The sequence below is a fragment of the Halorubrum sp. SP9 genome, assembly GCF_005435015.1.
Taxonomy (GTDB): Archaea; Halobacteriota; Halobacteria; order Halobacteriales; family Haloferacaceae; genus Halorubrum; species Halorubrum sodomense.
On sequence record NZ_SGXU01000637.1, the window covers coordinates 1 to 269 of the forward strand.

Sequence of the window (269 nt, forward strand, 5' to 3'; positions counted from 1 at the left end):
ATTACCGCCGACATCGCGCGGACACGCCCGGTCAACACGTTGCTTTCGGGCCCGGCAGCTGGCGTTCAGGGGGCGAGTTACGTCGCTGGGCTCGCCGGCATCGAGAACCTGATTACGATGGATATGGGCGGGACATCGTGCGATGTCTCGCTCGTCGAAGGCGGCGACCCGATGGTTGCCACCGACGTGGAGGTCGGCGAGTACCCGGTTAACGTGCCGATGATCGATATCCATACGGTTGGTGCCGGTGGCGGCTCAATCGCGTGGAT

Annotated in this window: 1 protein-coding gene; it reads left to right on the forward strand. The window is 63.6% G+C overall.

Going from position 1 to position 269, the window contains the following annotated elements:
* The coding region (locus EXE45_RS18850) for a hydantoinase/oxoprolinase family protein (protein ID WP_274595505.1) at positions 1 to 269 on the forward strand (269 nt) is incomplete at both ends.